Source organism: Streptococcus sp. SM5, assembly GCF_027497975.1.
In genome coordinates this window covers 1-26,382 of the sequence record NZ_JAJNSC010000026.1, presented here as the reverse complement: position 1 = coordinate 26,382, position 26,382 = coordinate 1, and the positions used below count along the sequence as shown (strand labels likewise).

Genomic DNA, 26,382 nt, shown 5'->3' with positions numbered 1-26,382 from the left:
GTCATTGTTATGATACAATGGTGGCAAATTTTACTACTCACGCTCTACTCAGCTTATCAAATCTGTGATGAGTTGACGATCGTTTCATCTGCAGGTTCCCCTGTATTTGCCGGATTCATTACTGGTTTAGTCATGGGAGATTTGACTACTGGTTTGTTTATCGGTGGTAGCTTGCAGTTGTTCGTACTTGGGGTAGGTACCTTCGGTGGTGCTTCTCGTATCGACGCAACTTCTGGTGCGGTTCTTGCGACAGCTTTCTCAGTTTCACAAGGTATCGAAACAGATCTTGCGATTACTACAATCGCTGTACCAGTAGCGGCACTTTTGACTTACTTCGACGTACTTGGTCGTATGACTACAACATTCTTCGCTCACCGTATTGATGCTGCGATCGAACGCTTTGACTATAAAGGAATCGAACGTAACTATCTTCTTGGTGCAGTTCCTTGGGCTCTATCTCGTGCCCTTCCAGTATTCTTCGCCCTTGCTTTCGGTGGAGAATTCGTACAAGGTGTTGTAAACCTTGTTAAAGAATACCAATGGGTTGCAGACGGTTTGACTCTTGCAGGTCGTATGCTTCCAGGTCTTGGATTCGCTATCTTGCTTCGTTACCTTCCAGTTAAACGTAACCTTCACTACCTTGCTATGGGATTCGGTTTGACAGCTATGTTGACTGTACTTTACTCAAACGTAACAAGTCTTGGTGGAGCAGTTGCTGGAATCATTGGCACTCTTCCTGCTGAAGTTGCTGAAAAAATTGGCTTTGTTAACAACTTCAAAGGATTGTCTATGATCGGTATCTCTATCGTGGGTATCTTCCTTGCAGTTGTTCACTTCAAGAACAGCCAAAAAGTTGCTGTAGCAGCACCTTCTACACCATCAGAAAGTGGGGAAATTGAAGATGACGAATTCTAATTACAAATTAACAAAAGAAGATTTTAATCAAATTAACAAACGTAGCTTGTTCACTTTCCAATTGGGATGGAACTACGAACGTATGCAAGCATCAGGTTACCTTTATATGATCTTGCCACAATTACGTAAAATGTATGGAGATGGAACTCCTGAGTTGAAAGAAATGATGAAAGTTCATACTCAATTCTTCAACACTTCACCATTCTTCCACACAATCATCGCTGGTTTTGACCTTGCCATGGAAGAAAAAGATGGCGTTGTCTCAAAAGATGCGGTTAACGGTATCAAGACAGGTTTGATGGGACCATTCGCTCCTCTTGGAGATACAATTTTTGGTTCACTTGTACCTGCTATCATGGGATCTATCGCTGCAACAATGGCTATCGCTGGCCAACCTTGGGGTATCTTCCTTTGGATCGCAGTTGCAGTAGCGTATGACATCTTCCGTTGGAAACAGTTGGAATTTGCATACAAAGAAGGGGTTAACCTTATCAACAACATGCAAAGTACTTTGACAGCTTTGATTGAAGCTGCATCTGTACTTGGTGTATTCATGATGGGTGCTCTTGTAGCAACAATGATCAACTTTGAAATTTCTTACAAATTGCCAATCGGTGAAAAGATGATTGACTTCCAAGACATCTTGAACTCAATCTTCCCACGTTTGCTTCCAGCAATCTTCACTGCATTCATCTTCTGGTTGCTTGGTAAGAAAGGTATGAACTCTACAAAAGCTATCGGTATCATCATTGCTCTTGCTTTAGCTCTTTCTGCTCTTGGTAAATTTGCACTTGGAATGTAATTGATTATGACTAAATCATTAATTTTAGTGAGTCACGGTCGTTTCTGTGAAGAACTTAAAGGTAGCACAGAGATGATTATGGGACCACAAGACAACATTCATGCGGTAGCTCTTCTTCCAGAAGATGGACCAGAAGAATTTACTGCTAAATTTGAAGCTGCTGTTGAAGGATTGGATGATTTCCTAGTCTTTGCAGATCTTCTTGGTGGAACACCATGTAACGTGGTGAGCCGTCTGATTATGGAAGGTCGTGACATTGAACTGTATGCAGGGATGAATCTTCCGATGGTCATTGAATTTATCAATGCAAGCCTAACAGGCATCGATGCTGATTACAAAAATCGTGCATCAGAAAGCATTGTGAAAGTTAATGATTTATTGGCAAGCTTCGATGATGATGAAGACGAATAAGATGTAACATCTTAAAAATGCTAAAACAGCTTTCATAGCATATAAATGGGAATGGGATCTACTCCCATTCCCATGTTTTATAAAAAAGAACAGATTAGAGGTTTTCTATGCTAGATTATACAAAAGAAGAATTGCTTGAGTTGGGAGCAGAGATCACCACACGCGAGATTTACCAACAACCAGATGTTTGGCAAGAAGCATTTGAAGCTTACCAAGAAAAACGTGAAGAAATTGCTGCATTCTTGCAAGATATTGCAGCTAAACATGACTATATTAAGGTTATTTTGACTGGTGCAGGGACTTCTGCCTATGTCGGAGACACCCTTGTTCCCTATTTCAAAGAAGTTTATGACGAGCGCAAGTGGAACTTCAATGCTATTGCGACGACTGATATCGTGGCCAATCCACAGACTTATTTGAAAAAGGAAGTACCTACGGTTTTAGTGTCCTTTGCTCGTAGTGGAAACTCACCGGAAAGTGTAGCAACAGTTGACTTGGCCAAGGCCTTAGTTGATGAGCTTTATCAAGTTACCATTACTTGTGCCGCAGAAGGGAAATTAGCACTTCAAGCCCACGGTGACGATCGCAACCTCTTGCTTTTGCAACCGGCAGCTTCTAACGATGCTGGATTTGCTATGACATCAAGCTTTACTTCAATGATGTTGACCGCACTTTTGGTCTTTGATCCAACTGAATTTGCTGTTAAAGCTGAACGTTTTGAAGTGCTTTCTAGTCTTGTTCGTAAAGTTCTTGACAATGTGGCAGATGTGAAAGAGTTGGTTGACCTAGAATTTAACCGAGTGATTTACTTAGGTGCAGGTCCTTTCTTCGGACTTGCTCATGAAGCACAACTGAAAATTTTGGAATTGACTGCTGGTCAAGTCGCGACAATGTATGAAAGCCCAGTTGGCTTCCGTCACGGCCCAAAATCTCTTATCAATGAAGATACTGTAGTTTTAGTCTTTGGTACTACAACGGACTATACTCGTAATTATGACTTAGACTTGGTTCGTGAAGTTGCAGGAGACCAAATCGCTCGTCGCGTTGTTCTCTTGAGTGATCAAGCCTTTGGTCTTGAAAACGTTAAGGAAGTAGCACTTGGCTGTGGCGGTGTCTTGAATGACGTTTACCGTGTATTCCCTTATATTGTTTATGGTCAACTATTTGCTCTCTTGACTTCGCTTAAGGTTGGCAACAGACCTGACACACCATCACCTACAGGCACCGTAAACCGCGTCGTTCAAGGTGTTATTATTCACGAATTCAAATAATAAGGAGAAAAGGATGAAAACATACACAGAACGTGTATTTGGGAAAGTTGATGGCAAGGATGTTGTCGCTTATCGCTTTGAAACAGAAGCAGGCTACCAACTAGAAATCATGACCTATGGAGCGACTATTTTACGCTATGTAACTCCTGATAAAGCTGGAAACTTTGCCAATGTTATCCTAGGTTTTGAAGATTTTGAAAGTTATGTAGGCAATAGTCCTAAACATGGAGCTAGCGTTGGCCCTGTGGCTGGCCGTATTGCAGGTGCGACCTTTGAGCTAAATGGTAAAACCTATAACCTTGAAGTCAACAATGCTAGCAACTGTAACCACAGCGGTTCAACAGGTTGGGATTCTAGCTTGTTTGAACTAGTCGAGGTGAGCGACCATGGTTTGACTCTTTACACAGAAAGAACAGACGGTACAGGAGATTTTCCAGGTAATCTTAAGGTTTGGATTAGCTACAAATTAGAAGAAAATGGAGCCTATGAAATCAGCTATAAGGTGACGACAGACCAGGATACGCTTGTTAATCCAACCAATCACAGCTACTTTAACTTATCAGGTGATTTTACTCAGACTGTTGACCGTCATGTCTTCCAGTTAAACACTGAGGGGATTTATCCCATTGCTCCTGACGGTGTACCTGCAAAAACTCCAGATGCTAACCGAGATGTAGTCAAACATATCTACAATGGTGCCTTGTTGAAAGATATCTTTGCAGAAGAAGATGAGCAAATCCAAATCGTATCTGGCTTGGATCACCCATTTGCTCTTCCTAAAGGACATGATAATGCTGGTTTCCTTTATGACCAAAACTCAGGACGTTTCATGCTCTTTAAGACTGAAGCTCCATGCTTTGTAGTTTATACAGCAAACTTTGTGGATGAGAGTGTCATCATCGCTGGTCAACCAATGATTCAGCACAATGGGATTGCTCTTGAAGCACAGGCTCTACCAGATGCCATTCATAGCGACCTTAAAGATCAAGTGATTCTCAAAGCAGGTGAAACTTTTACCAGCAAAACTCGTTACGAAATCGTTGTTAAATAAGAAAAATTCTCTGAAGTCATAGGATTTCAGAGAATTTTTTATTATTCTTCATCTGGTGTGAGAATCATCGGGATGATGATTGGTTCACGTTCAGTATTTTCATAAAGGAATGGGCGAATAGCGTTAACGATAGCACCGTTGACAGATTGGATGCTAGCATCCTTGTTTTTCAAAGCGATACGAATGGCGTTAAAAAGAATGCGTTGGCTTTGACGGATGAGGTCACCAGATTCGCGCATATAAACGAAACCGCGGCTGAGAATATCTGGGCCAGAAATAATCATCTGTGACTTGAAGTCTACTGTTGCGACAGCAAGCACGACACCATCTTCGGATAGGTCACGACGGTCTTTTAGGACTGTGGCACCAATCTCACCGATACGGTTTCCGTCGACATAGATATCTTGAGCATTGAAATGACCTGCGATGCGAGCAGAGTCTGCGGTAAGGGCAAGAACATCTCCGTTGCTCATGATAAAGATATTGTCTTTTTCAACTCCAGTATCAACAGCCAAACCAGCATGGATTTTTTGCATACGATACTCACCGTGAACTGGCATGAAGTACTTAGGTTGAATCAGGCGAAGCATGAGTTTTTGTTCTTGCTGACCACCATGTCCAGAGGTATGGATATTGTTGATTTTACCGTGAATGACTTCAACACCAGCTTCTGAGATAGTGTTAATCAGTTTGTTTACGCTAGTGGTGTTTCCAGGAATTGGACTAGAAGAGAAGATAACCGTATCACCAGGTTGTAACTGCACTTGACGGTGAGTTCCGTTAGCGATACGAGAGAGGGCTGCCATAGGCTCCCCTTGGCTACCTGTACATAGAATCAATACTTCTCCAGCTGGGTAATCCTTAACCTGATTAGGTTCGATAAAGGTTCCCTTTGGTGCCTTGATATAGCCAAGTTCAATCCCGTTGACAATAGCTTTTTCCATTGAACGTCCAAAGACAGCAATCTTACGGCCAGTCTTGACAGCAGCATCAGTAGCCTGCTGGAGACGGAAGATATTTGAGGCAAAGGATGCAAAAATAATGCGTCCTTCGATATCTTGAATAATCTTCATGATGGATTGACCAACAACTTTTTCTGAGTTTGTAAAGGTTGGTACTTCAGCATTAGTTGAGTCAGACAAGAGACAAAGAACACCCTCTTCACCTAGAGCTGCCATGCGGTGCAAGTCTGCAGGTTCACCAACTGGTGTGAAGTCAAACTTGAAGTCACCTGTACAGACAATTTTACCCTGGGGTGTGTGGATAACAATTCCCAAAGGTTCGGGGATAGAGTGGGTTGTTCTAAAGAAAGTTGCCTTAAGATTTTTAAAGGTTAACTCTGTGTTGTGGTTGATTTCGTGAAGTGTGGCATTGCGTAGAAGGCCATGCTCTTCAAGTTTTCCGCGGATTAAGGCGAGCGCAAGCGGTCCCGCATAGATTGGGATATTAGCTTGCTTAAGCAAGAAAGGAATCCCTCCGATATGGTCTTCGTGTCCGTGGGTAATTAAAAGAGCTTTGACGCGGTCAATATTTTCAACAATATAGGAGTAGTCAGGGATAACATAGTCGATACCAAGTAGATCGTCCTCTGGGAATTTAATCCCAGCATCGACAATAATAATCTCATCTTGGTACTCAATACCGTAGGTGTTTTTCCCGATTTCTCCTAGACCACCGATAGCAAAAACGCCGACTTCTTCTGGTTTAAGAGTGTAGGCCATATTAGAACTCCGTAATTTCGAATGCGCCAGTTTCTTTTTCGTAGTCAAGTAGTTTATCAGACAAGAGTTCGATATATTCTACGTTGTATTCTGGACGGTTTTTTTCAACAAGTTGGCGAGCAATGATACGTCCCTCAAGTTCTGAGCTAGCATCGATGTCTAAGTATAGTGATCGTGTTGTTTCACGACGTGGGCTACGGTCTTTTGTTTCTTGATAAAAAACTTTGTATATCATGTATTTCCTTTCTTTTTTCAGGTCACTTTATTCAAAATTCTTAGCTTGAAGCTCTTTCATTTCAGTTCATTTTGTGTCTAGATTGACCTTGATTCGTTACAATTATTTCAATTATAACATAAAAAGGGGAATTAGTAAAAGAGGGGCAACCTGAAAGTAAGGAGCGTGAAGTACATTTCATTTTGCCTTGTATAAGTATTTGAAGACCTCAGATTCAAATGCTCTAATAAAGTTAGAAAAGAGGTTTTTCTTTATTAAGGAGGGTGCGATATGTTTCAAATAGCTATTATCATTCGTCTTCTGGTCTTTGCGGTATTCGTTGCCTGTGTTTACGGTGGCAATGTTTTGTATACTCTGCTAGAGCATCGGAAAGCCAAATTCCTATGGAAGATTGGCTTCGTGACTCTGTATTCGTTTTTCCTTCTTCTTGTGACCTATGTGGTCTGGTTTGTATTTTACTTTGGTTTGAATTCTTGAGTACTTGTCCTGTCTGTTTGGCAGGACATTCTTGTTTGGAAACAAAGAAAATTCCCATGTGTCGGCTTTTGTAGTATAATAGTAAACAGACAAAAAGATAGGAATGTGTTATGAAAGTATTAGCTTTTGATACGTCCAGCAAGGCTTTGTCTTTAGCCATTTTAGAGGACAAGCAGCTTCTTGCCGAGACGACTATTAATATCAAGAAAAATCACAGTATCACTCTGATGCCTGCTATCGATTTTTTGATGGCCAGCCTAGATTTGACACCAAAGGATTTGGATCGAATCGTCGTGGCAGAGGGGCCTGGTAGCTATACAGGTTTGCGAATCGCGGTAGCAACTGCCAAGACCTTGGCTCATACCCTAAACATTGAGTTAGTAGGGATGTCTAGCCTTTTAGCTCTGGTACCGAGTCAACAGGAAGGTTTGGTTGTTCCTTTGATGGATGCTCGTCGTAACAATGTATACGCAGGATTTTATGAACATGCTCAACCTGTCTTTCCAGAAGCGCATCTGTCCTTTGCGGAAGTCCTTAAGCAAGTCAAGGATGCTGACCAGGTAACCTTTGTCGGTGAAGTGGGTGCCTTTGTCGAGCAGATTCAAGAGCAATTACCACAGGCTAACTATCAAGAAACCTTACCAAACGCAGCGAATCTAGCTCTTTGGGCCTGGGACAAGGAAGCAGACTCCCTGCACGATTTTGTGCCGAATTACCTCAAACGTGTCGAAGCTGAGGAAAATTGGCTCAAGAACCATACTGAGTCGGGCGAGTCCTACATTAAACGCCTATGATAGAGATCAAACGAATTCAACAGCAACCTGACTTGGCTCAAGCTATCTACGCTGTTATGGTAGATGTTTATCCAGTCAGTCCTTGGACATTGGAACAAATCCAAGCAGACCTGTCCCAAGACCAGTCTTGGTATGCTCTAGCTTATGATGGGGAAGAAGTGATAGGTTTTCTAGCAATTCAGGAGAATCTTTTTGAAGCAGAAGTCCTGCAAATTGCTGTCAAAAAAGCCTATCAAGGTCAGGGGATAGCCTCAGCCTTGTTTGCGACACTGCCGACAGACAGGGAGATTTTCCTCGAAGTTAGAAAGTCCAACCACCGAGCGCAAGCATTTTACAAGAAAGAAAAAATGGCGGTCATCGCTGAGAGAAAGGCCTACTACCATGATCCAGTTGAGGATGCCATTATCATGAAGAGAGAAATAGATGAAGGATAGATATATTTTAGCATTTGAGACATCCTGTGATGAGACCAGTGTCGCCGTCCTGAAAAACGACGACGAGCTCTTGTCCAATGTCATTGCTAGTCAAATTGAGAGTCACAAACGCTTTGGTGGCGTAGTGCCAGAAGTGGCTAGCCGCCACCATGTTGAAGTCATTACAGCCTGTATCGAGGAGGCGTTAGCAGAAGCAGGAATTACTGAAAACGATGTGACAGCTGTGGCGGTTACCTACGGACCAGGCTTGGTCGGAGCCTTGCTTGTTGGTTTGTCAGTTGCTAAGGCCTTTGCTTGGGCTCATGGACTTCCCCTGATTCCCGTGAACCACATGGCTGGTCATCTCATGGCAGCTCAAAGTGTGGAGCCTTTGGAATTCCCCTTGTTAGCCCTTTTAGTCAGTGGTGGACATACAGAGTTGGTCTATGTGTCTGAGGCTGGTGATTATAAGATTGTTGGCGAAACCCGAGATGATGCAGTTGGTGAGGCCTATGATAAGGTCGGCCGTGTCATGGGTTTGACCTATCCAGCTGGTCGCGAGATTGACGAGTTAGCCCATCAAGGTCAGGATGTTTATGACTTTCCTCGTGCCATGATTAAGGAAGATAATCTGGAGTTTTCATTTTCAGGTTTGAAGTCTGCCTTTATCAATCTTCACCACAATGCCGAGCAAAAGGGAGAAAGCCTGTCTACAGAGGACTTGTGTGCTTCCTTCCAAGCAGCAGTTATGGATATTCTCATGGCAAAAACCAAGAAGGCCTTGGAGAAATACCCTGTTAAAACCCTAGTCGTGGCTGGTGGTGTGGCGGCCAATAAAGGTCTTAGAGAACGTTTGGCGGCTGAAATCACCGATGTCAAGGTTATCATTCCACCTCTACGTCTTTGCGGAGATAATGCAGGGATGATTGCTTATGCCAGCGTCAGCGAGTGGAACAAAGAAAATTTTGCAAGATTGGATCTAAATGCCAAACCTAGCCTTGCTTTTGATACCATGGAATAAAGAGTTAGCCTAGGGTTAACTCTTTTATCTTGGACAAATAGCAGAACTTTTTAGTATAGTAGACATATGAGATTTAAAAAAACAATTAGTATAGCACTTGCTCTAGTGGGATTATTGCTGTCTCTGCTGGTTTTTCAGCTGTTTCAAAAGACGCAATTGGTCATGTTTGAATCTATTTCGTTTAACATGCCTCTAGAATCTGTTGAAAAAGTGTTTGGAAAACCTAATAAAATAGTAGAAGAAACAGAAACAGGCTATCACGATACTTGGCATGCAAGAGATCCCTATCTCTATAAAACAGGGCGTCTTTTCTACGACTACGAAAATTTTAAATGGAAAAATTACAGCGGCCGAGTGACCTTTACTTTTTCAGAATCACATCGTTTACAAGGGGCGGCGGTATATTTCCCTGTGACTTCCAAAGCTCAACAGAAAGAAGTATTTTATCAAATGACCAAAGATATGAAAGCAGAAATCGAAGCTCTACCCAATTTTCAATCTTTGAAAGTTGATGCCTTGGTCGGGGATGATGGTGGTTATCGGTTTAAGGTCAAACTGAAAGGGCAACTGAGAGAACTCTGGATCGATGTTTATCCTGATGTTTATCATACAGAATATGAGGATGATGACAATCCTGAGATTAATCAATATCATATTCGAATCGATCAATCTCGATGGTAGTCGCCCTAGGGTTCTTGTTTTGAACGCTTGGCAGTTGAATGATATATTTGTAAGAATGAGGAGGTTTATGAAAGAAAAAGGATTTTGGGAGGGGCTACAGGCTGCAGTGCCGACGGCTCTAGGCTATGTCAGTATCGGTCTTGCTTGTGGCATTATCGGTTCCCCTTATGTAACCCCTGTAGAGATGGGCTTGATGAGTCTCTTTGTTTATGCAGGAAGTGCCCAGTTCGCTATGATAGCCTTAATCGCAGTTCATGCGCCTGTGGCAGCTATTGCCATGACGGTCTTTTTGATCAATCTACGTCTCTTTTTGCTGAGTTTACACGCTTCTACCTATTTTCGTCATACTAGCCTAGGTCACAATATCGGTATGTCTAGTATCTTGACCGATGAGACCTATGGTGTTTTGATGGGCGAGCTGGTCCATACGGACAAGGTCAATCCTATGTGGATGCATGGTAACAATCTAAATAGCTATGTGGCTTGGTTTGTGGGGACGGTTGTCGGGACTGCTTTAGGTGGGCTTTTGCCAAATCCGGAAGTTATTGGTCTAGATTTTGCTCTAGTGGGGATGTTTATCGGGATTTTTACTTCTCAGTTTCAGATTATGCAAAAACGGATTCCCTTGCGCAACCTCTTCATCATTTTAGGAGTTGTTGCCCTTTCCTTCTTTATACTGTTGACAGTGGTATCTCAATCGCTAGCTGTCCTATTTGCGACACTGCTTGGATGTACAATGGGGGTAATCTTAGATGGTCAGTAAGTATCTTTTGTTAGCTGTTATTTTTTCTGGACTAGTTACTTGGATTCCACGTGTAATTCCCTTTATCTTGGTCAAGTATAAGGGCTTGCCTGCTATTGTCGAGCGTTTTTTAAAATTTCTACCTGTATCTATTATCTTTGCCTTGATTCTATCAAGTGTGGCAACAGGCAAGATTGGGGATTTCCCTCAAATCAAGTGGTTAGACTTGATAGCAGTATTTCCAACGGCCTTTGTCGCCTTTCGCTATCGTAATCTGGTGGGGACGGTTCTTTTTGGGGTTGTCTTAATAGCAATCTTGCGTCTTGTCTTTTAAATCAGACATAAAGAAAACCTATGGCAAAGATAGAAATCATATAATGGCGGAATTGCTTTTTTTCTGTTAAGATAAGACTATATTCTATTTTGGAGGAAATATCATGAAGAAAATCATCAAATATTCATCACTTGCTGCCCTAGGGCTTGTTGCCGCAGGTCTACTGGCAGCTTGCTCAGGTGGTGAGAAGAAAGATGCGGCATCAGGTGATGCAACAAGTGCTAAGAAAGAAATCGTCGTAGCAACTAACGGCTCACCAAAACCATTTATCTATGAAGAAAATGGTGAATTGACTGGTTACGAGATTGAGCTTGTTCGGGCTATCTTTAAAGACTCAGACAAGTATACTGTCAAGTTTGAAAAGACAGAGTGGTCAGGGATTTTCCCAGGACTTGATAGCGATCGTTACCAAATGGCCGTTAACAACCTCAGTTATACCAAAGAACGTGCAGAGAAATACCTCTACGCAGCGCCAACTGCTAAAAACCCTAACGTTCTTGTTGTGAAGAAGGACGACACTAGCATCAAGTCTCTTGATGATATCGGTGGAAAATCTACTGAAGTCGTTCAAGGAACAACCTCAGCTAAACAATTGGAAGCATATAACACAGAACATGCGGACAATCCAACTATCCTTAACTATACAAAGGCTGATTTCCAACAAATCATGTCTCGCTTGAGTGATGGTCAATTTGACTATAAGATTTTTGACAAGATCGGTGTAGAGACAGTTATCAAAAATCAAGGTTTGGATAACTTGAAAGTCATCGAACTTCCAAGTGACCAACAACCTTATGTTTACCCACTTCTTGCAAAAGGTCAAGATGAGTTAAAGGCATTTGTGGACAAACGCATCCAAGAACTATATAAAGACGGAACTCTTGAAAAACTATCTCAACAGTTCTTTGGTGGCTCTTACCTGCCAGCAGAAGCTGATATTAAATAGTGTTTAGCAATCATCCATTCTTTAGTAAATGGATGATTTTGCACTCTTTCGACATATAGTTTTAAGCTATATGTCTGCCTATCTAATAACAATTTGCTTATTCAAATAAAGTATGAGATACTATTACAGTATTATTTATAAGGAGAAAAAAATAATGAACATTAAAAAATGGTTAGGCGTAGCGACAGTTGCTACAGTAGCAGGTCTTACACTTGCAGCTTGTGCATCTTCAGGTCAAAAAGCAGCTGATAAAGCAGCTGAGGGAACAACAATTAAAATCGCAACTGTAAACCGTAGCGGTTCAGAAGAAGCACGTTGGGATAAAATTCAAGAATTGGTTGAAAAAGATGGTATTACTTTGGAATTTACAGAGTTTACAGACTACTCACAACCCAACAAGGCAACTGCTGATGGCGAAGTAGACTTGAACGCTTTCCAACACTACAACTTCTTGAACAACTGGAATAAAGAAAACGGTAAAGACCTTGTAGCGATTGCAGATACGTACATCTCACCAATCCGTCTTTACTCAGGTTTAAATGGAAGTGACAACAAATATACTAAAGTAGAAGAAATCCCAGATAAGGGTGAAATTGCAATTCCAAACGATGCTACAAACGAAAGCCGTGCTCTTTACCTTCTTCAATCAGCTGGTTTGATCAAATTGGACGTTTCAGGAACTGAACTTGCGACAATCGCAAACATCAAAGAAAATCCAAAGAACTTGAAAATCACTGAGTTGGACGCTAGCCAAACAGCTCGTTCATTGTCATCAGTTGATGCAGCTGTTGTAAACAACACATTCGTTACAGAAGCAAAATTGGACTACAAGAAAGCACTCTTTAAAGAGCAAGCTGACGAAAACTCAAAACAATGGTACAACATCATCGTTGCGAAAAAAGATTGGGAAACATCATCTAAAGCTGATGCAATCAAGAAAGTTATCGCAGCTTACCATACAGATGAAGTGAAAAAAGTCATCGAAGAAACTTCAGACGGCTTGGATCAACCAGTTTGGTAATAAAACATAAAGAGGTGGGAGAGAGATTTTCCACCTCTTGCTTTTATATTGAGATTCAAGCAAATGAACATCCACTTGTATTTGCTAAAAGGTACAAGCCCTAGTAGAAAGGTAGAGAGAAAATGGTTTTTTCTAGCCCGCAAGAACAAATTGAAAAGTTTGAAAAGGATCATGTAGCGCAACATTATTTTGAGGTTTTGCGTACTTTGATTTCTAAAAAATCAGTTTTTGCTCAGCAAGTTGGTCTTAAAGAAGTTGCCCGTTATCTAGGCGAGATTTTTAAGCGTGTAGGTGCAGAGGTTGAGATTGACGAGAGTTATACGGCACCTTTTGTTATGGCCCATTTTAAAAGTTCGCGACCAGATGCCAAGACTATCATTTTCTACAATCACTACGATACAGTACCGGCAGATGGTGATCAAGTATGGACGGAGGATCCCTTTACTCTTTCTGTTCGTGACGGGATTATGTATGGACGTGGAGTTGATGATGACAAAGGGCATATCACTGCTCGCTTAAGTGCTCTGAGAAAATACTTGCAACATCACGATGATCTTCCAGTCAATATCAGCTTTATCATGGAAGGGGCAGAGGAATCGGCCTCTATGGATTTGGATAAATATCTAGAAAAACATGCGGATAAACTCCGTGGAGCTGATTTATTGGTCTGGGAACAAGGAACTAAAAACGCTTTAGAGCAGTTAGAAATCTCAGGAGGCAATAAGGGAATTGTAACCTTTGATGCTAAGGTTAAGAGTGCAGACGTGGATATCCATTCTAGCTATGGAGGAGTCGTCGAGTCGGCTCCCTGGTATCTCATCCAAGCCTTGACCAGTCTTCGTGCAACCGATGGCCGTATCTTGGTTGACGGTTTATACGATAATGTTCAAGCGCCAAATGAACGCGAGTTAGCTTTGGTTGATACCTACGCTCAACGAAACCCAGAAGAAATCAATCATATATATGGTTTAGAATTGCCTCTATTACAGGGGGAACGAGCAGCCTTTCTCCAACGTTTCTTCTTTGAACCTGCCCTTAATATCGAAGGAATCCAGTCAGGCTATCAAGGGCAAGGAGTCAAAACCATCTTGCCAGCAGAAGCTAGTGCCAAGCTAGAAGTTCGTTTGGTTCCAGGACTTGAACCCCATGATGTTTTGGATAAAATCCGAAAACAACTAGACAAAAACGGCTTTGATAAGGTAGAATTGTACTATACTTTGGGTGAGATGAGTTACCGAAGTGACATGAGTACACCGTCCATTCTCAATGTCATTGAGTTGGCAAAAAAATTCTATCCACAGGGGGTTTCTGTCTTGCCAACAACGGCTGGGACAGGTCCCATGCATACAGTCTTTGATGCCTTAAAAGTACCTATGGTTGCTTTCGGCTTGGGAAATGCCAATAGCCGAGACCATGGTGGAGATGAAAATGTGCGAATCGCAGATTATTACACCCATATTGAATTAGTAGAGGAGCTGATTAGAAGCTATGAGTAGAGATATTATCAAGTTAGATCAAATCGATGTGACTTTTCATCAAAAGAAAAGAACTGTCACAGCGGTTAAGGATGTGACCATTCATATCCAAGAAGGAGATATCTACGGAATCGTTGGATATTCTGGAGCAGGGAAGTCAACCTTGGTTCGTGTTATCAACCTTTTGCAAAAACCATCTGCAGGTAGAATTACCATTGATGATGATGTTATTTTTGATGATAAAGTGTCTTTGACTGCTGGGGAGTTACGTCGCAAACGTCAAGATATTGGGATGATTTTCCAACACTTTAACCTCATGAGTCAAAAAACAGCTGAGGAAAACGTGGCTTTTGCCCTTAAACACTCAGGGCTGAGCAAGGATGAAAAAAAGGCAAAAGTTGCTGAATTATTGGAATTAGTTGGCCTAGCAGACCGTGCCGAAAACTATCCGTCTCAACTATCTGGAGGACAAAAACAACGTGTGGCTATTGCGCGTGCCTTGGCTAATGATCCAAAAATCTTGATTTCAGACGAGTCAACGTCAGCCCTAGACCCTAAGACAACTAAGCAGATTTTAGCTTTGCTTAAAGATTTAAACCAAAAATTAGGCTTGACCATTGTCTTAATCACGCATGAAATGCAGATTGTCAAAGATATTGCTAACCGTGTCGCAGTTATGCAGGATGGCCGTTTGATTGAAGAAGGTAGTGTTCTTGAAATCTTCTCAGATCCTAAACAACCATTGACCCAGGACTTCATTTCAACAGCTACTGGAATTAATGAAGCCATGGGCAAAATCGAGCAGCAAGAAATTGTGGAAAACCTATCTAAGAATAGTCTCTTGGTGCAACTCAAGTATGCAGGAGCCTCTACAGATGAGCCACTTTTGAATGAATTATACAAACATTATCAAGTAACAGCCAATATCCTTTATGGGAATATTGAGATTCTTGATGGCACCCCTGTTGGTGAACTAGTAGTTGTCCTTTCAGGAGAAAAAGAAGCTCTTGCAGGCGCACAAGAAGCTATTCGTCAAGCGGGTGTACAACTTAAAGTATTGAAGGGAGGACAGTAAGATGGAAGCATGGATTCAAACATACTTACCAAACGTCTATAAGATGGGCTGGTCTGGCCAGGCGGGCTGGGGAACAGCTATTTACTTAACACTTTATATGACAATTCTTTCCTTCATCATTGGAGGGTTCTTGGGGCTAGTAGCAGGGCTTTTCCTTGTCTTGACTGCTCCAGGTGGTGTCTTGGAAAATAAAGTTGTTTTCTGGATTTTAGATAAGATTACTTCTATTTTCCGTGCAGTTCCATTTATTATTCTTTTGGCTATCTTGTCACCCCTTTCTCACTTGATTGTGAAGACAAGTATTGGACCCAATGCGGCGCTTGTGCCTCTTTCTTTCGCAGTCTTTGCCTTTTTTGCTCGTCAGGTGCAGGTAGTTTTGGCAGAACTGGATAGCGGAGTTATCGAGGCGGCACAAGCCAGCGGGGCTACTTTCTGGGACATCGTGGGTGTTTACCTTTCAGAAGGACTTCCAGATTTGATTCGTGTGACAACTGTGACCTTAATTTCCCTTATCGGTGAAACAGCCATGGCGGGAGCAGTAGGAGCAGGTGGTATCGGTAACGTAGCTATTGCTTATGGATTTAACCGTTATAATCACGATGTAACCATTCTTGCGACTATCATCATTATCTTGATTATCTTTACAATCCAATTCTTGGGAGACTTCTTGACTAAGAAATTAAGTCATAAATAAAAAGAGCCAGATGGCTCTTTTTATTTAGCTTTTATGTGTCAACTTCTTACTAAGTTCTTGTCCAATCAGGGCACCAAGCAAAGCGCCGATAAGAACACTTGTGATAAAGAGGAGGATATTAGCAAGATTCGGTGCAACCATAATGCGGTCGATATAGTCCTGAGATTTTCCGCGAGCGACTAGAGCTGCGATATAGGATTGAGGTGCTAACCACATGAGTAGAATAGGACCAGTAGTACCAAAAGCAAAGACTAGAAAGGAAAGGAGGTTCTTGAACTTATCCTTGTATTGTCCTAAGTGAGCGATGCTATCTGCTGCAAGACCGCAGATAATTCCTGGCAGAAAGGCTCCAGCACCATGCTTACTCCCAAGGAAAAATAGAGAAATCACAAGTCCAATCGTAGTAATCGCTCCAAAACGAGGAACCTTTGCTAAAAGGATCATATAGACGCTACCACCTACTAAGGCTGCAAAGGCTGGTGCGTAAAACATATTTCCGGTGTGGTCGACAAGGTTCCCTAGTAGAACACCCACTCCGATACAGAGAAAGTAGACAAGAGCAGCAACAAGGGTTGTCAAGATATTCTTTTTCATAAGTTCTCCTTCGTATATCTGATGGTTTTCATTGTATCATGCATGTAATAGATTGTAAATACTGGGCGACATTTGCTATTTATCCGGAAATCAGATGAAAGAGGTACAGACTAAAGCTATTTCTTTACTCCTCCGACTGTCCCAATCCCCTCATTTATGGTAAAATAGGACTATTAAGTTATAAAGAGGATTCCCTATGAAATTACAAAAACCAAAAGGAACACAGGATATTTTACCTGCTGAGTCTGCTAAGTGGCAGTACGTTGAGGGCTTTGCCCGTGAAATTTTCAAGCGCTATAACTACGCAGAAGTGCGCACGCCTATTTTTGAGCATTACGAGGTCATCAGCCGCTCTGTCGGAGATACAACGGATATCGTAACCAAGGAAATGTACGATTTTTATGACAAGGGTGACCGCCATATTACCCTCCGTCCAGAAGGAACTGCGCCCGTTGTTCGTTCCTATGTGGAAAATAAACTCTTCGCCCCAGAAGTGCAAAAGCCAAGTAAGTTCTACTACATGGGCCCTATGTTCCGTTATGAGCGTCCACAAGCAGGTCGTTTACGCCAGTTCCACCAGATTGGTGTTGAGTGCTTTGGTTCTAGCAATCCAGCTACCGATGTAGAAACGATCGCTATGGCAGCCCACTTCTTGAAAGCAATCGGTGTTCAAGGTGTCAAATTGCACCTTAACACTCTCGGAAATCCTGAGAGTCGAGCGGCTTACCGTAAAGCCTTGATTGACTACTTAACACCGCTCAAAGATAGCTTGTCTAAGGATAGCCAACGACGCTTGGAGGAAAATCCTCTTCGTGTCTTGGACTCTAAGGAAAAGGAAGACAAGGTAGCTGTGGAGAATGCACCATCTATCTTGGATTACTTGGATGAAGAAAGCCAAGCCCACTTTGATGCTGTTCGCCAGATGCTGGAAAACCTCGGAGTAGACTACATCATCGATACCAATATGGTGCGTGGTCTGGACTACTACAACCACACCATCTTTGAGTTTATCACAGAGATTGATGGCAATGACTTGACAGTCTGTGCAGGTGGTCGCTACGATGGCTTGGTTGCTTACTTCGGTGGTCCTGAAACTGCTGGATTTGGCTTTGGACTTGGTGTAGAGCGTCTGCTTCTCATCCTTGAAAAACAAGGGGTGGCCCTACCTATCGAAAACGCTCTCGACGTCTATATTGCTGTCCTTGGTGAAGAGGCTAATCTGAAGGCTTTGGAGTTGGTACAAGCTCTTCGCCAACAAGGTTTCAAAGTGGAGCGTGATTACCTCAATCGCAAGCTCAAAGCCCAGTTCAAGTCAGCCGATGTTTTTGGAGCTAAGACTCTTATCACTCTGGGAGAGAGCGAAGTCGAAAGTGGACAAATCAAGGTTAAGAACAATCAAACTCGAGAAGAACTAGAAGTTTCGCTTGAAGCTATTAGTAAAAATTTCTCAGAAGTATTTGAAAAATTAGTGTAAAAGAACCAAAAAAAGCTAGGAAAAATTCCTAGCTTTTTTGAATAAAAAGCACCAAAAAGACACAAATTTTAGAAAAAAATCATAAACGAAAAGTATTAGTTGGATAAATAAAAATTTCGGTTAAAATTTATTGACTTTCGCCCTCTATCACTGTATTATTGAATAGTATAGAATAAATATTTTGCGCCCTAAAACAGGGAGTCTAAGGATATTTATGCATAATTCAAATCTTATAAAGAGATGATGGCTAAATGAGAGTTTGGAGAAAAAGAAAATGAACATTAGAAAATCAACAAAATATTCACTGTTGACAATTGGGATTTTAACGACATTCCAATTAGGTCAAGTGCATGTTAAAGCTGATACAACTGATTTTTCAAATAACACAGTTGTTCAAAATCAGGATGAAATAGAAACAGCTCCTTTAAAAAAGAAAAAATTGAACGAAAGCGGTGAAACTACTGCCAACGATTCGAAAGATGTGGCAAATGATGAGGGTAAATCTGCAGTTTTAACGCCGGAAGACTCTACTACTACAACGGAAGTGTCAGAAAAGGAAGCAGACAAGGCTCCTGCTGAGAAGGATACAGCTGAAGAAAAACCAGCTGAAGAGCAACCCAAAGTAGAACAAGCTGATAAAGAAAAGTCAGATAAAGGGGAAAAAGAGCAATCAGAAGCTGAGAAGAAAACCAAAGAAGAAACATCAGTTGCTGAAGGGGATAAGAAATCATCCGATGCTTCTCAAGAGAAACCTCAAGAAGAATCTACGACTCCTAAAGTTCGCCGAAGAAGAGCTGCAGCTAGCAATACAAAAGTTTATGAAGATGCAACATACGGTAAGTATGTAAAAGCTACAGATTATGGATTAGATACGACTGGTAAGGTTGAAGCGAGTGATTCTCTTCAAAAAGCTCTGAAAGCAGCCAATGAGGTTGAGGGTGGAGCTGCCGTAATGGTTTCAGGGAATGTCCTCTTGAAGAAAACATTGGTTATCGATGAGAACTATGCCAATGTAAAAGGTTTGATTGGTAGTGGTCCAAGTCGTAACAATACAAAAATCGTGTTTAACAAAAAGCAAGATGGAGAGCACGATCCTGAAACCAACTTGACGGACAACCGTTACGAGTCTGCGGTCCTCATTCAAAATCAGAATAACTTTACTGTAGGCCGCTTAACTGTTGAGCATGCCTATGATTCATCAGACTACACTAAGGATAATGAGTTTTACCGTAAAGGTAAATCTTACTTTGGACGCTCAAACGGTATCTATGTAAATGATTCCTCAAATGTTACGATCAATGATGTTCGTGCAATGAAATTCAACAGAGCCGGTGTCTTCTTTAGTTCAAGCAAGGCAACAGCTCAAGAGTATGATGCTAGCGGTAGGCCAATCCGTTACAGCAGTATCTCTGAGAAGGTTTCAAATGAAGTCAAGTCTATCGGAGATCCAGATGTTCCTATCATGGACGGTAACAAGGTAACTAACTCTTTCCTTCATAACAACCGTGTTGCTGGTGTTATGTTCGGTTACCAACGTAATTTTGTGGTAGACAATAATATCTTGTCATACAACGGTCATGTGTTGGACGGTGGTACTGGATATGGTGCAGCCTCAATGGCAGGCTCATACAATGATGGCATTACCTATACTGGAAACTATACAAACTACAACTACCGTAAAGGCTTGGATATTCACGACGGGAATAAGATCCTCATCGAAAACAACGTCTCACTCGGAGACCGTTTGAATGGTATCGAGGTTTATAACCGTGCCAATCCGATGACGGATGTCATTATTCGTAACAACAAGGTAACACAAGATCCAAACTCTAAGTTGGAAAATGATGATGATGATCCAGCTCGTTACCGTGGTTATACAGCCATTTCTATCCTGACAAACGAGAAAAACCACAAGTGGACTAAACCTCTCGAAAAAGGTCGTTATGTCATTTCAAATAACACTATTGAAGGTTTGACAAAACCATTTGAAGATGGACAACTAGGAACCTTTGGTATCCTCTTTAGAAATAACGAAAGTTCAAATGATTATAGCCTAAATATCGAAGGGAACACTATCACTGGTGATTCGACAGACTATATCATTTCTGTTAACAACAATACTGCTCAAGCATCTAGAGGTGTTGAAGGTGGTGGTTCAGGTGATATTACTATTTCAAGAAATAAGATTGAAGTAGATGACATCAAGCAGTTACCGATTTACATTAATGATGATACAACTTATGTAGCAAGTGTTATTGACCGTACAACTGGTAAACGTGTAAACAAGGTTACAAAAGTGCCATTTACCAAGACTAGAGGAAGCATCAACATTGACAACAATGAGTTGACTGTATCGAAAATCAAATCAAGATGGAAAAATGCGGTCGCTATTGAAAGCACAAACGCAGCTTCTATTGATGTCAATAGCAATACCTTCAAGTATAAAGACAATGAGCCATGGCAACGTTACGATGTCACTCGTAAAACAGACGGAGCAGTTATTAAAGACTTGATGCAAGCTTTCTTTGGTATCAACCGTCTCAACGACAGTGTTAAAGTAACAGCTACAGATAACAAATTCATCGCAGACACACCAAATAAAAATGGTTTCTTTAGACTATACAATGGTGAATGGGTGAATTTGAATGCTAAGAGTAATAATGTCTTCCTTGGACGTAACACTCTAGATGGTAAGCCGCTAGCTCCAGTAGATATCGTTGGTGATAAAACGGTTGAAACACTTCGTACAACAACAACGACAGAGTACATCATCGAAACTCGTGAGACAGATGAACTTCCTATCGGATTTAAAGAAACTGTACAAAAAGGTGTACCTGGTAAGAAAGTTAATGTTTATAAGATTACCAAAGTTGGTGATACAATTGTAGGTCGTCAGATTGAATCTGAGGAAGTAATTCAAGAGCCTACGAGAGAAATCGTTTTGATTGGTACAGCGACAGAAACATTTGAGACTGTTACTGAGAAAGAAACTGTTGAATATGAAACAGAGATCAGAACTGATCCAACAAAACCAAAGACTTATCAATTTGAAAATCAAGCTGGTAAGAATGGTTCTGTTGAAAAGACTTACCAAATCAGAAAACTGAATGGTAAGGAAGCTGGTAAGACTTTGACGTCTGAAACAGTGATTGATCAACCAGTCAAACGCATTATCACAGTTGGTAGTGCAGTAGAAAAAGTAGAATACACTACTGAAATCAAAGATGTAGACTTTGAAACTGTGGTTGAATATGACTATACGAAACCAAAAGGTTACGAAGAAGTCCGTCAAGACGGTGAGAAAGGTCGTATTGAAAGTCAATATAAACTTACCTACCTCAATGATGAACTTGTTGACCGTAGCTTGGTCAATGAAAATATCCTTAAAGAGAAGAAAGACAAGATTGTTGTTAAAGGTCTCGGTGTGGTTGTATCGGTTAGATCCGTAGTTGTTGTCGAAGAAAAAGACTTCAACAAGGTTATTGAAAAAGATGAAACCCAACCAGAAGGCTACAGCAAGATTACTCAGGTCGGCTCACCAGGTACCATCACAACAACCTATGAGGTTACCTATGAGGACGATGTAGAAGTTACTCGTAAAGAAATCTCAAAAGTTGAGGATCCAAAAGCTGTAGACGAAATCACAGTAATCGGTACTTCTAAGATGACAGAACGTACATTGGATGAACAAGTTGACGTTCCATTCAAGACGATTTATGTCTCAGACAATACACTTCCAGCAGGAGAAAGTGTTGTCGATGAAGAAGGAAGTCCAGGACAAATTATCCGTACTTTCTTGGTAAGCTATCGAAATGGTAAAGAAATCGGTCGTACCATCGTTTCTGAACATAAGATTACAGATGCTGTCAATCGTGTCGTTCGTGTCGGTAATGCGACACCTATTGTTGAAACCACTGAGCTTGTAGATGAGACAGAGTTCATCGATTACAATACTCTCAAAGAGTTTTCGGATCAACTTCCTGCAGGAACAACTAAGGTTATCCAGGTAGGTAAGAAGGGGGAAAAAACAAATCGTTACTCTGTAACGAAAGTGAATGGAGAAGAGACATCTCGTACATTTGTAGAATCTAATATTACTACAGAACCTGTGGATGAAATCATCCAAGTTGGAACTCGTATTAAAGAAATTAGAGAAGCAAGCGAGACAAGTCCAATTCCATTTACCGTTAAGGTTCGTAAAGACACGACTAAGCCAATCGGTTATAGAGTGACTGAGGTAGAAGGTCGAGACGGTGAGAAGTCAGACCTCTATAAAGTAACCTACATCAATGGTACTGAAACAAAACGCGAGCATCTCAAGACAACAGTCGTTAAAGAAGCTGTTGACAAGGTGATTGTCGAAGGTGCCGGAGTAGAACGTACCCTCTTTGAAATTCAAGAAGATAAGATTACAAGCACAACTGAGTATCGAAATGATGACACTCTTCCAGAAGGTGAAACTAAGATTTCTCAAGTTGGAGAAGAAGGGCTCCTTCGTAAGACGATCGAAAAACGATACTTCAATGACGAATTGCGTTCTACAAAATTAGTAGACAGCAAATTGATTAAAGAAGCAACTCCAACGATCATCTTAGTAGGAACAAAACATGTACCAACTATCAAGGTAGAACAGGATACTCAAACTGAGAAGATTGCTTATAAGACTCAAAAGATTGAAAATCCAGATCTACCAAAAGGTGAAACTAGGGTAGTTCAAGTAGGACGAAATGGACTGATTGAAAAAGTTTACCAACTAACCTACAAAGACGGAGTCTTGATTAAGACAGACTTGATCAGTAGCAAGGAAGTTCAAAAAGTCCAAGATGAAATCATCCATATCGGTACTCAAGTTACTGAGACCAAAGAAATCAACTCAACAAGTCCAATTCCTTACAATGTTATTATCCGTAAGGATAAGACCAAGCCAGTTGGATACAGCTTTGTTGAAGTAGAGGGCCAAGAAGGAACTCAAACAGACTACTACCAAGTAACTTACGTCAATGGCAAGGAAACTAAGCGTGAACACCTCAGAACTGTCATTACAGCTCAACCTGTCAATAAAGTCCTAGTTGAAGGTTCTGGTATCGAACGCACAATCTTCGAAATTCAAGAAGAGAGAATCACAAGTCCAACGGAGTTCCGTAACGACGATACTCTACCTGAAGGTGAAACGAAGATCATCCAAGAAGGTAAAGATGGACTGATCCATAAGACTATCGAGAAACAATACTTCAACGATGAAGAGCGCTCTTCAAAAGTAATTGAAAGTAAAGTTGTCAGAGAAGCAGTCCCAACCATCATTTTAGTCGGAACAAAACATGTGCCAAATATTAAAGTGAAACAGGATACACGAATCGAAGAGACTAACTTTAGAACTGTTACTGTCATTGATGAAAACTTGCCGAAGGGTGAACGTAAGCTTGTTCAAGAAGGTCGTCCTGGCCAAGTAGAAAAAGTTTATCAACTAACTTATAAAGATGGAATTTTGGTCAAGACTGATTTGATTAGCGTTAAGGAGTTGACTCCAGCCCTCGAACAAATCATCCATATCGGTTCTCAAGTGACTGAAACTAGGGAAATCAGCACAACAAGTGTAATTCCTTACAACACTATCATTCGCGAGGACAAGTCTAAGCCTACTAGCTATCGTCTGGTCGAAGTAGAAGGTCAAGAAGGAACTCAAACAGACTACTATAAAGTAACCTACGTCAATGGCAAAGAAACTCAACGTGAGTATCTAAGAACTGTGATTACGACTCAACCTGTCAATCAAGTTCTTGTAGTGGGTACTGGTGTTGAGCGCACAGTCTTGGTTACTGAAGATGAGGTCATTACTCATCAAACAGAATACCGCAATGATGATAGCTTACCAGAAGGTGAAACGAGAGTCTTCCAAGAGGGTCAAGATGGACTGATTCACAAGACCTTTGAGAAATACTACTTCAATGATGAAGAGCGTTCGTCTACATTGGTAGATACTAAGATTATTAGAAAAGCAGTGACTCGTGTAATCTTAGTTGGAACAAAACGAGTTCCTACGATTACAACAGAAGAGCTCATCCAAGTAGAAGAAGTAGCCTTTGAAAAACAAACAGTTGAAAATGCAGAGCTAGCAAAAGGAACTGTGAATGTTTTACAAGAAGGCAAGGCAGGTAGACGACAAGATGTGTATCGCTTGACGATTCAGGATGGAGTTGTAATCAAGAAAGAATTGATTCGCTCAGAAATCCTAGAAAAACCACAAGCAGAGATCACTGAGATCGGAACTAAGCAAGTTTCTTCTATTGCAATAGAAGAAAACATCCAAGTAGAAGAAATTGACTTTGAGAAACAAATAGTTGAAAATCCTAAGCTTGCTAAAGGTACACAAGTTCTTCTACAAAAAGGTAAACCAGGAAAACGTCAATATATCTATCGTTTGACTCTTCAGGATGGAGTTGTGATCAAGAAAGAATTGCTTGGCTCAGAAGTCTTAGAAGAACCACAAACAGAGGTTATTGAAATCGGAACACTGGTTGAAAAACCACAGGCTCACATCCCTGAGTTTCAACCACTGGTTGAGAAGCCAGAGTTGAAACCTGAATCAAAACCAATGGCACCAGCCGATAAGGTTATCCCAGCAGTTCCAACTCCTAAACAGGAGGAGGAAATGAAGCCAGTAGCAGTTTCAGCTCAAGAATCACAAACAGGTGAAGCGCCAGTTGTCCAAGATCAACTCTTGCCAGAGACTGGAGACCAGTCAAACTGGTGGATTAGCCTGCTTGGAATCTTGATGATGTTCTTAACCTTGGTCGGAATTCGAGAGAAAAAAGACGACCGTTAAATACAAAATTCGTATAAATCGATAGAAAAAAAGAATATTTCTAGCAAAAAAAACAAAAATCTTTTAAAAAACCTTTAAAAGGCTTGTAAAAGGATTTAAAAAATGCTATGATATGTCTGATTAAATTAAAGGAGTTTATGTGATGAAGATTTCACAAAAGAGCGTAACGCGCATCTTGGCGTTTGTAAGTATCTTTGTTCTTTCATTGACAACATTGACGACAGTCTTTGGTGCTGAAGTTACAAACTATACAAACAACACTAAAATTACCCTCGATGGTAAAGACATTACTGCTGATACAAAAGTAGGCAGAGGTCAAGCCATGGAAGCTACAAACAGCATTACTTTCCCAGATTCTCAAGCAATCAATGCAGGTGATACACTTGTTCTTGACTTACCAAAGGAATTGAGCTGGCCTGTTAAGTCAGAATTCCCAATCAAAAACGGATCTGAAATCGTTGGTAATGCAGTTGCTGACCCAGCTACTGGTAAAACAACAGTAACATTCACTGACTATTTCTCTAAAAACCCACAAAACAAGAGAATGTCATTGAAATACGACATCGTTGTAAATGCTGGTAATGTTACTGAGTCTGGTAAAAAGACATTCAAGTATGGTGAGCAAACATACAACTTGACTTACGAGCCAGATTCTACTGCGATCGGTCAATACGAATACAAGTATGGATACCAAGACCCACAAAATCCAAAACGTATCAAGTGGAAAGTTATCTTGAACGCTGCTCAAGATAAATTGAACAAGATGGTTATCACAGATGAGCTTGCTGACGGACAAGTATTGGTAAAAGGAAGCCTTCGTGCTGTACGTTACGCAACTCAACCTAAAGCTATCGAAAGCGAAGAACAACTTACAAAACTTGACCCAACTGACAACTTCACTAAGAAAGCTGAGTATACTACGAACGCTGCAGGTCAAATCACTGGTTTCACGATTAACTTTGGTGACAACTGGAACTGGCCAATGTACTTGGAGTACACTACTGAGTTGACTGAAGCTAAGAAAAAAGGTGATGTAGTTAACAACGTCATCAAGTGGAAAGCTGAAAACTTCCCTAACGAACGTAGCTATCCTGCTAAAACCCTTATCTACACTGCGTCTGGTGAAGGTGAAGGTGAAACAACAACAACTACAACAACAACTACAACAACAACTACAACAACAACTACAACAACTACAACAACAACTGTAGCTCCAACAACTGAAGCTCCAACAACTGAAGCTCCAACAACTGAAGCTCCAACAACTGAGGCTCCAACAACTGAGGCTCCAACAACTGAGGCTCCAACAACTGAAGCTCCAACAACTGAAGCTCCAACAACTGAAGCTCCAACAACTGAAGCTCCAACAACTGAAGCTCCAACAACTGAAGCTCCAACAACTGAGGCTCCAA

At 41.1% G+C, this 26,382-nt stretch carries 23 protein-coding genes; 20 read left to right on the top strand and 3 right to left on the bottom strand.

Going from position 1 to position 26,382, the window contains the following annotated elements; all coding sequences use genetic code 11:
• Positions 1-9 precede the first annotated feature (9 nt).
• The 5 genes from PAN07_RS14900 (at position 10) to PAN07_RS14880 (ending at position 4,450) form a co-directional block, all read left to right on the top strand.
• Positions 10-915, top strand: a complete 906-nt coding sequence (locus PAN07_RS14900; protein ID WP_016466413.1) for a PTS mannose/fructose/sorbose/N-acetylgalactosamine transporter subunit IIC — start codon at positions 10-12, stop codon at positions 913-915.
• Positions 902-1,717: a PTS system mannose/fructose/sorbose family transporter subunit IID gene (locus PAN07_RS14895; protein WP_269798218.1), complete on the top strand. Its 816-nt coding sequence runs from the start codon at positions 902-904 to the stop codon at positions 1,715-1,717. The genes PAN07_RS14900 and PAN07_RS14895 overlap by 14 nt, the downstream gene beginning before the upstream one ends.
• A 6-nt stretch (positions 1,718-1,723) precedes the next feature.
• Complete coding sequence (locus PAN07_RS14890; RefSeq protein ID WP_250307790.1) at positions 1,724-2,128, top strand: PTS sugar transporter subunit IIA; 405 nt, start codon at positions 1,724-1,726, stop codon at positions 2,126-2,128.
• A gap of 107 nt (positions 2,129-2,235) precedes the next feature.
• Positions 2,236-3,399, top strand: a complete 1,164-nt coding sequence (locus tag PAN07_RS14885) for an SIS domain-containing protein (RefSeq protein WP_269798217.1) — start codon at positions 2,236-2,238, stop codon at positions 3,397-3,399.
• 13 nt (positions 3,400-3,412) lie between these two features.
• Positions 3,413-4,450, top strand: coding sequence for an aldose epimerase family protein (locus tag PAN07_RS14880; RefSeq protein ID WP_269798216.1), 1,038 nt, complete (start codon positions 3,413-3,415; stop codon positions 4,448-4,450).
• Positions 4,451-4,491: 41 nt separating this feature from the next.
• On the opposite strand, the gene PAN07_RS14875 is transcribed toward PAN07_RS14880, so the two are convergent.
• Together PAN07_RS14875 and PAN07_RS14870 are read right to left on the bottom strand one after the other, a co-directional pair.
• Complete coding sequence (locus PAN07_RS14875; RefSeq protein ID WP_269798215.1) at positions 4,492-6,171, bottom strand: ribonuclease J; 1,680 nt, start codon at positions 6,169-6,171, stop codon at positions 4,492-4,494.
• A 1-nt stretch (position 6,172) separates the two neighbouring features.
• On the bottom strand, positions 6,173-6,406 hold the full coding sequence (locus PAN07_RS14870) for a DNA-dependent RNA polymerase subunit epsilon (protein WP_269798214.1): 234 nt from the start codon (positions 6,404-6,406) through the stop codon (positions 6,173-6,175).
• Between the two features lie 270 nt (positions 6,407-6,676).
• Here PAN07_RS14870 and PAN07_RS14865 point away from each other — a divergent pair, with 270 nt between their 5' ends.
• The 12 genes from PAN07_RS14865 (at position 6,677) to PAN07_RS14810 (ending at position 16,079) form a co-directional block, all read left to right on the top strand.
• Positions 6,677-6,883: a hypothetical protein gene (locus tag PAN07_RS14865; protein WP_269798213.1), complete on the top strand. Its 207-nt coding sequence runs from the start codon at positions 6,677-6,679 to the stop codon at positions 6,881-6,883.
• 110 nt (positions 6,884-6,993) lie between these two features.
• Complete coding sequence (gene tsaB, locus PAN07_RS14860; protein ID WP_269798212.1) at positions 6,994-7,677, top strand: tRNA (adenosine(37)-N6)-threonylcarbamoyltransferase complex dimerization subunit type 1 TsaB; 684 nt, start codon at positions 6,994-6,996, stop codon at positions 7,675-7,677.
• On the top strand, positions 7,674-8,111 hold the full coding sequence (gene rimI / locus PAN07_RS14855) for a ribosomal protein S18-alanine N-acetyltransferase (RefSeq protein ID WP_269798211.1): 438 nt from the start codon (positions 7,674-7,676) through the stop codon (positions 8,109-8,111). Before tsaB ends, rimI begins: the two co-directional genes overlap by 4 nt.
• On the top strand, positions 8,101-9,111 hold the full coding sequence (tsaD, locus tag PAN07_RS14850; protein WP_269798210.1) for a tRNA (adenosine(37)-N6)-threonylcarbamoyltransferase complex transferase subunit TsaD: 1,011 nt from the start codon (positions 8,101-8,103) through the stop codon (positions 9,109-9,111). Before rimI ends, tsaD begins: the two co-directional genes overlap by 11 nt.
• A gap of 66 nt (positions 9,112-9,177) precedes the next feature.
• Positions 9,178-9,792: a hypothetical protein gene (locus PAN07_RS14845; RefSeq protein ID WP_269798209.1), complete on the top strand. Its 615-nt coding sequence runs from the start codon at positions 9,178-9,180 to the stop codon at positions 9,790-9,792.
• A 67-nt stretch (positions 9,793-9,859) separates the two neighbouring features.
• Positions 9,860-10,555 (top strand): AzlC family ABC transporter permease, encoded by a 696-nt coding sequence (locus PAN07_RS14840; protein WP_269798208.1) that lies wholly within the window; start codon positions 9,860-9,862, stop codon positions 10,553-10,555.
• The gene (locus PAN07_RS14835; RefSeq protein WP_269798207.1) at positions 10,545-10,868 is read left to right on the top strand and encodes an AzlD domain-containing protein; all 324 of its coding nucleotides are present in this window, start codon (positions 10,545-10,547) and stop codon (positions 10,866-10,868) included. The genes PAN07_RS14840 and PAN07_RS14835 overlap by 11 nt, the downstream gene beginning before the upstream one ends.
• 103 nt (positions 10,869-10,971) lie before the next feature.
• Positions 10,972-11,814, top strand: a complete 843-nt coding sequence (locus PAN07_RS14830) for a transporter substrate-binding domain-containing protein (protein ID WP_269798206.1) — start codon at positions 10,972-10,974, stop codon at positions 11,812-11,814.
• Positions 11,815-11,968: 154 nt separating this feature from the next.
• The gene (locus PAN07_RS14825) at positions 11,969-12,835 is read left to right on the top strand and encodes a MetQ/NlpA family ABC transporter substrate-binding protein (RefSeq protein ID WP_269798205.1); all 867 of its coding nucleotides are present in this window, start codon (positions 11,969-11,971) and stop codon (positions 12,833-12,835) included.
• 122 nt (positions 12,836-12,957) lie between these two features.
• Positions 12,958-14,331, top strand: coding sequence for a M20/M25/M40 family metallo-hydrolase (locus tag PAN07_RS14820; protein WP_269798204.1), 1,374 nt, complete (start codon positions 12,958-12,960; stop codon positions 14,329-14,331).
• A complete protein-coding gene (locus PAN07_RS14815; RefSeq protein WP_269798203.1) occupies positions 14,324-15,385 on the top strand; it encodes a methionine ABC transporter ATP-binding protein in 1,062 nt (353 codons plus the stop codon). Before PAN07_RS14820 ends, PAN07_RS14815 begins: the two co-directional genes overlap by 8 nt.
• A 1-nt stretch (position 15,386) precedes the next feature.
• Positions 15,387-16,079, top strand: a complete 693-nt coding sequence (locus PAN07_RS14810) for a methionine ABC transporter permease (RefSeq protein ID WP_269798202.1) — start codon at positions 15,387-15,389, stop codon at positions 16,077-16,079.
• Between the two features lie 24 nt (positions 16,080-16,103).
• Here the strand turns inward: PAN07_RS14810 and PAN07_RS14805 are convergent, their stop codons facing one another.
• Complete coding sequence (locus PAN07_RS14805) at positions 16,104-16,673, bottom strand: MptD family putative ECF transporter S component (RefSeq protein ID WP_269798201.1); 570 nt, start codon at positions 16,671-16,673, stop codon at positions 16,104-16,106.
• Between the two features lie 196 nt (positions 16,674-16,869).
• Here PAN07_RS14805 and hisS point away from each other — a divergent pair, with 196 nt between their 5' ends.
• The 3 genes from hisS to PAN07_RS14790 form a co-directional block, all read left to right on the top strand.
• Entirely contained in the window at positions 16,870-18,147 is a 1,278-nt protein-coding gene (gene hisS, locus PAN07_RS14800; RefSeq protein ID WP_269798200.1) for a histidine--tRNA ligase, read from the top strand.
• Between the two features lie 274 nt (positions 18,148-18,421).
• Positions 18,422-24,970 carry a G5 domain-containing protein gene (locus PAN07_RS14795; RefSeq protein WP_269798199.1) on the top strand — a complete coding sequence of 2,183 codons (6,549 nt, stop codon included), beginning with the start codon at positions 18,422-18,424 and terminating at the stop codon, positions 24,968-24,970.
• 142 nt (positions 24,971-25,112) lie between these two features.
• Positions 25,113-26,382 (top strand): collagen binding domain-containing protein (locus PAN07_RS14790; protein WP_269798198.1); only part of this gene is annotated, 1,270 nt, incomplete at its 3' end.